Source organism: Collinsella sp. AM12-1 (genome assembly GCF_003472325.1).
In the GTDB taxonomy this organism is placed as follows: Bacteria; Actinomycetota; Coriobacteriia; order Coriobacteriales; family Coriobacteriaceae; genus Collinsella.
This window is the reverse complement of the sequence record NZ_QRLS01000015.1, coordinates 38,797-44,796: the sequence shown is the minus strand read 5'-3', so window position 1 is coordinate 44,796 and position 6,000 is coordinate 38,797. Positions and strand designations below refer to the sequence as shown.

The following is a 6,000-nucleotide window of genomic DNA, read 5'->3' as shown; positions in this document are numbered from 1 at the left end:
GGCCGCCTCGATCAATTTGCGAAAGAATCTTGACGGTACCGCTCCAGAAGCCGTACGCTTGTTTCGGGCGTGCTGGTCGAATGCTCCAGCGTGAAAGACCTACGGGTGTAGCTTGCTCGGCCTGTTTGTCTCGATCTGTAACAGCTAGGACTGAAAAACTCGGCTACGTGTTACAGGTTGAGATTTTTCGGCTAGGTCTAATCTATTCATCTCGATCTGTAACAGGTGGGGGCGAAATAACCGGCTAACTGTTATAGATTGAGATTGAGAGGATTGGCCGGTACGTTTGTCTCAATCTGTAACAGGTAGACGCCCAAAACCGGTTTTAGTGTTACAGATTGAGACAATTCGGCCTGGTCGGTCCCTTTCATCTCAATCTGTAACAGTTAGGACCGAAAAACTCGGCTAGATGTTACAGATCGAGACAAACGGATTCTGACTCGCTCAAAAACAAAAAAGACCGGGGGCGGCGCGCCGTGTGACGTGCCGACCCCGGTTGAGAAATGGGGACAAGTTATGTGAGCAGGGCAATTACGCCAACTGCAAGTCGCTAGTCCAGACGACGGGTCTGCGCCACGTGCTTGTACCAGTAGGCGCTTGCCTTGGGCGTGCGCTTCTGGGTTTCAAAGTCTACGTAGAAGAAGCCATAGCGCTTGTTGTAGCCATTGGTCCAGGAGAACTGATCCTGCAGGCTCCACAGGAAGTAGCCGCCCACGTTGACGCCCACCTCCATGGCCTTAAGCAGCCAGCGCAGGTGCTGCTCGATGTAGTCGATGCGCGGCTGGTCGTCCACAAAACCGTCCTTGTAGGGGTCCTTGTAGCCCATGCCGTTCTCGGTGATGAAGATCTGCTTGTAGTTGGGGTAGCGCTGCTTAATGTAGACGAGCAGATCGAACAGACCCTCGGGATAGATGATCCAGTCCCAGTCGGTGGTGGGGATGCCGGGCTTGTTCACGTGCTCGCCAATGCCCTTGACGCGCCAGCGGCCGGTACCCTTCTCGCCCGTGCCGTTGTGGTGCAGGTCATTCTCGCCGTCGTAGGCCTTGAGGAAACGGCACTGGTAGTTGTTGACACCCAGGTAGTCGTTGTAGAGCGCGGCCTCGCGCATAATCTCGAGGTCCTTGTCCAGGATCTCGATGGTGCCGCCCGAGACGGCAGCCAGGCGGTTGGCGCACTCGAGGGTGTCGGGGGCATAGTCGCCGCGGAAGGTGGCGTCGAGCAGGAACTGGTTTTGCAGCACGTGCTCGTTGTTGGCGGCCTTGATGTCGGCGGGGTCGTTCTCGTTGAGCGGGTACTTGAACTCCAACGACTGAATGACGCCGATCTTGCCCTTAAAGCCGCCGTTGTGGAAGGCCAGTACAGCCTTGGCGTGGGCAAGCATCATGTTGTGCTCGCACTGGAAGGCCTCGGCCAGATGAGCCTTGACGCCGCCGGGGAAGGTGCCCTCGATGTAGGTGTTGGAGGCGTCGGCCCAGATCTCGTTAAAGGTGAACCAATAGGTCACCTGGTCGGCGTACTCCTTAAAGCAAAAGGTGGCAAAGTCCACAAAGGCGTCGATGGTCTCGCGGTTGAGGAAGTCGCCCTTCTCAAAGAGGGGCAGCGGCGTGTCAAAGTGATGCAGCGTGACAAACGGCTCAACGTGGTGCTTGTGGCACTCGGCGAAAAGGTCATGGTAGAACTGGACACCCTCGGGGTTGATTTCGCCGGTTCCGTTGGGGAAGATGCGGCTCCAGGCGATGGAGAGGCGAATGCCGTTGATGCCGAACTCCTCGCACAGCTCCAGGTCGACGGGGTACTGGTTGTAGAAGTCGGAAGCGGGATCGGGAGAGAAACGGCCCTGGGCCTCCAGGAAGTCGTCCCAGGCAACCTTGCCCTTACCGTGAGTGCGGGTCTCGCCCTCTACCTGGTAGGCAGCGGTGGCGCCGCCAAAGACAAAGTTCTCGGGAAACTGCGCAGGCGGGTTGGTGACGCTAGCAGGGTTAACGGACATGATGATCCAATCGTCTAAATCGAAGGGCCAGCCGGTCTTGGATGGTCGGCTGGCCCTGAGCGTTACTTACTTCGAGAGTTGCTCGCTTACGAAGGCGAGAGACTTGTCGCCGTTCTGGGAGAGCTCGATGTACTGCTTACCGCGGCAGGCGACGCACTTGTTGCCCACACGCTCGCAGTCTTTCTGCAGGTCGGCCAGGTAGCTGGCGGCCTGCGGGGCCAGGACGACCAGGTCAAAGTCGGGGAGCATGTCGACGTGGTTGCCATAGGCATCGGCGGCGGTCTCAAGATCGATGCCGCGCTCCTTGGCGGCCTTGGCCAGCGCGTTGGCGAGCAGGCCCGAAGTGCCGCCGCCCTGACAGAGCACGAGTACGCGCTTGCCGTTGAGGTCGCTGGCGGTCGTAGCCTCGGCAGCGGGTGCTGCGGAAGCGGCGGGGGCGTCAGCCTTCACGGTCTCGGCGGCAGCGCCGGCGGCAACACTCTTGGCGTCGGCCTTACCCTGGAAGGCGTCGTTGAGCTTGGCGGCCTTCTCGGCGTTCTTGGCGGCGAGCTCCTCCTGGGAGATCTCGGCCTCCTCGGCGCACTTCTGGGCGTCATAGGCACGGAAGAACGGGTAGTACAGGGCAAAGTCGATGACTAGGATGATGGCGAGCATCACAAAGGCGAGCGGCTGGAAGCCCAGGCCCATGATGGTGCCGATGGGGCCGGGGACGGTCCAGGGCAGGGTGTACATAAAGCCGTTCATGCCCAAGAAGTCGATAAAGATCTTGAGGATCCAGATGTTGGCGATCGGGGCAAAGACAAACGGGACAAAGAAGACGGGATTGAGCACGATAGGTGCGGCGAACAGCAGCGGCTCGTTGACGGCAAAGCACACAGGAACGATGGCGGCCTTACCGACGGCGCGCATCTCCTGGGACTTGGCCAGGAAGCAGAACATAAAGACCAGGACGAGCGTGGCGCCGGTGCCGCCCATGCAGACGACGAAGTACTGGGCTCCCTGCGTCAGGACGGCGGTGGCGTGCTCGCCGGCCTGGAATGCAGCCAGGTTGTCGGTCATGTTGGCAACGAGAGCGGCGGCGATGGCGGGCTCGACGATCGAGGGGCCGTGGACGCCGACGAACCAGAACAGGCTCATGGCACCGTAGATCACAGCGAGGCCGATGTAGCCGTCGGCGGCGGTGAACAGGGGCTGGAACACCTGGATGACGCCCTGGGCAAAGCAGAAGCCAAAGGCAGCGCGAAAGACGATGTCAAAGACCCAAAAGACGGTGATGCAGACGGAGAAGGGGATGATGTCCTTAAAGGTCTGCGAGATGTTGGGCGGAACCTGCTCGGGCATCTTGACGGTGATGTTGCGCTTAATAAAGAACTTGTAGATGATGCCGGTCACAAATGCAGCGATGAAGGCAGTCAGCAGGCCTTTGGAACCAAGATAGGTGGTGTTGAAGCCGCTGGCGGCGTCCGTGGCGATCGTGTCGCTCGAAAGGAGCAAGAAGCCGATGATGGCCGCGCACATGCACGAGATGAAGTTGATCTGGTTGTTCTTGGGCAAGTCGCGGTTCTGAGCGTCGGCGAAGTGCTTGGCCGTGGTGGCGGCGCAGGCGATGGCCAGGATGCCCATGGAGTAGTTGTAGCACTTCCACAGGGCGTTGTTGATGTCATCGGGCCAGTAGAAACCCCAGATGTTGGGGACCGAGGCTACCAGGCAGAAGATGGACGAGAAGATGATGATGGGGATGACGGAGATAAAGCCGTCGCGGATCGCCTTGAGGTACTTGTTGCGGGCGATCGCGTTGAAAAAGGGTTGGCCCTTTTCGATGATGGCGATGAGTTGCTCCATGCAATGCTCCTAAGAGTCGGTGGGTTAGCAACGATGGTAACTTTTGGCGTTCGGTTGCCAAAATGTTGACGTTGCCATTTTGCGACACAAAAAAAGACGCGAACTGATGGTTCCTGTGCCTGCGAACCGTCGATTCCTTATGCGTAAACGTTTGAGCCGCCCGGTGGCTCTGTGTTTGCACAATGGCAACGTTAACATTTGGACTACAAAAGCCGTTCGGGGAAGCAAAAATGTCGGTGAACGGTAGGTTTTGGGTGGTGAGCGTATGGCGGAGGAGGCGTTAGATATACTTAAAGACGTTTCATTTGACTGCGTAGGGTGCCACCAATGGCATCGTTGACATAGAAAGATCGACCTATGGCCGCTGTTAAAAAATCGGTTTCCGTTAAGGACGTGGCGCGTCTCGCGGGCGTCTCGGAGCAGACAGTCTCGCGTACGGTGCACGATTCGCCCAGCGTGCGCCCCGAGACCAAGGAGCGCGTGCGTGCCGCCATGCGCGAGCTGGGGTATCGCCCCAATTTTGCCGGTCGATCGCTGCGCCGCGGCAAGTTTAAGACTGTCGGCGTCGCCATGTTCAACATTACCGGCACCGGCAACCTCGACCGTATGGAGGGCTTTGCCGCCGCGGCCGACAAACATGGCTATGCCATCACCCTCACTAAAGTAGATGGGCATCCGTATACCCTCGAGAGCGCATCGTCGCGCATGAGCGCGCTGCCGGTGGATGGCATGGTTGTGATCATGAATCGCATGCCGGCGGACTTTGGCACCTTCGAGCCGCTGCCCGGTATGCAGACGGTGCTCGTTACCATGCTGGAGCACCCGTTCTGTTCAACAGTCGATAACGACCAGTTCGATTGCTCGCGTCAGGTTGTCGAGTACTTGCTGGAGCAGGGGCACAAGACCGTGCACTTTATCTCGTGTCCCGAGCGCTCGCTTTCGGGCATGCGTCGCGAGGAGGGCTGGCGCGAGACATTGCGCGCGCATGGTATTGAGCCGCCGCGACTCGTCCGTGGCGATTGGACGGCACAGAGCGGATATGCCGCCGGCCAGGTGCTTGCGGACGATCCGAACTGCACAGCCATTTATGCTTCCAACGATGCCATGGCCTACGGCTGCATTCGCGGGCTCGAGTCGCGCGGGAAGCACGTGCCCCAGGACGTAAGCGTGGTGGGTGTTGACGATAGTTTGGGCGATATCGTGCCCGATCGTCGCCTGGCTACGGTGCGCTTTGACAACAAGCGCGTCGGCATGTGGGCGGTCGACAAGATTGCCGGCGTCGAGGGCGCTGCACCCGGTGTGGAGCACATGCTGTTTCCGGGTGTGCTCGTCGAGGGCGATACGGTGCGCGATGTACGCTAGGGTGCGGACCTGTTTGGGTTGCCGCTAATTGTGTTCGAGAATGTTCAGATTGGTTTAAAAACCGTTCACGGGTGAAAAGCAACCGTTCACAGCTCGAAATTACGTTTTGCGCTGTTCTTTTTTGTTTGAATGTTAATGTTCCTGCCATACACAGCGCAGCGCGTATGCCCGGACGCGATGCTCTCCGTTGGTTCATATGTGAAAGGAACGCAATATGGCAACCAAAGAAGAAATCTCGATGGTTGGATTCGAGATTGTCGCATACGCGGGCGACGCCCAGACCGATCTGCTTGCAGCGCTCGATGCTGCTCGCGAGGGTGATTTTGAGAAGGCCGAGCAGCTGCACAAGGATGCCAGCGATGCACTTATCGGCGCCCACGACACGCAGACCAAGCTGCTTTCGCAGGAGGCCGGCGGCGGTGAGATGGAGATGACCTTCATCATGGCTCACGCTCAGGATACTCTCATGACCACCATGATCCTGGAGAAGCAGACCCGCTTTACCATCGATGCCTATAAGCGCATCGCCGCACTCGAGGCTAAGCTCGCCTAACGAGCTCTCACAACCAAGTCCCCTTCCAAAAGCTCTGCCGCTACCCGCGGCAGGGCTTTTTCTGCACTCCTCCAAGTTGCGGTGAAATAGGGACTGAATAGGGACCGGCGGGCGCAAAACAATCCCTATTCCACCGCAACTCATCCCGAAATAGTCATTGGGGACAGTCTTGGTGCCCGTTCGTCTTGCCGTTCGGTTTTTCGCTGGGTGGGTATACTTCCTTTCACATTAAACGCCGGACTGAGGAGGTATC

4 protein-coding genes are annotated in these 6,000 nt (G+C 58.4%); 2 read left to right on the top strand and 2 right to left on the bottom strand.

Annotated features, from left to right (window positions below):
- Positions 1-550 precede the first annotated feature (550 nt).
- Together lacG and DW136_RS08010 are read right to left on the bottom strand one after the other, a co-directional pair.
- Positions 551-1,990 (bottom strand): 6-phospho-beta-galactosidase, encoded by a 1,440-nt coding sequence (gene lacG / locus DW136_RS08015; protein WP_118289372.1) that lies wholly within the window; start codon positions 1,988-1,990, stop codon positions 551-553.
- Between the two features lie 66 nt (positions 1,991-2,056).
- The gene (locus tag DW136_RS08010) at positions 2,057-3,832 is read right to left on the bottom strand and encodes a lactose/cellobiose PTS transporter subunit IIB (RefSeq protein WP_118289371.1); all 1,776 of its coding nucleotides are present in this window, start codon (positions 3,830-3,832) and stop codon (positions 2,057-2,059) included.
- A 357-nt stretch (positions 3,833-4,189) separates the two neighbouring features.
- On the opposite strand from DW136_RS08010, the gene DW136_RS08005 reads away from it, so the two are divergent.
- Positions 4,190-5,194 carry a LacI family DNA-binding transcriptional regulator gene (locus DW136_RS08005; RefSeq protein WP_118289370.1) on the top strand — a complete coding sequence of 335 codons (1,005 nt, stop codon included), beginning with the start codon at positions 4,190-4,192 and terminating at the stop codon, positions 5,192-5,194.
- Between the two features lie 214 nt (positions 5,195-5,408).
- Entirely contained in the window at positions 5,409-5,747 is a 339-nt protein-coding gene (locus DW136_RS08000) for a PTS lactose/cellobiose transporter subunit IIA (protein ID WP_089572387.1), read from the top strand.
- Positions 5,748-6,000: the final 253 nt, after the last annotated feature.

Bases quoted from the DNA above. Each gene is read 5' to 3' on its own strand.
- lacG (WP_118289372.1), bottom strand. From the start codon at position 1,990: ATGTCCGTTAACCCTGCTAGCGTCACCAACCCGCCTGCGCAGTTTCCC.
- DW136_RS08010 (WP_118289371.1), bottom strand. From the start codon at position 3,832: ATGGAGCAACTCATCGCCATCATCGAAAAGGGCCAACCCTTTTTCAAC.
- DW136_RS08005 (WP_118289370.1), top strand. From the start codon at position 4,190: ATGGCCGCTGTTAAAAAATCGGTTTCCGTTAAGGACGTGGCGCGTCTC.
- DW136_RS08000 (WP_089572387.1), top strand. From the start codon at position 5,409: ATGGCAACCAAAGAAGAAATCTCGATGGTTGGATTCGAGATTGTCGCA.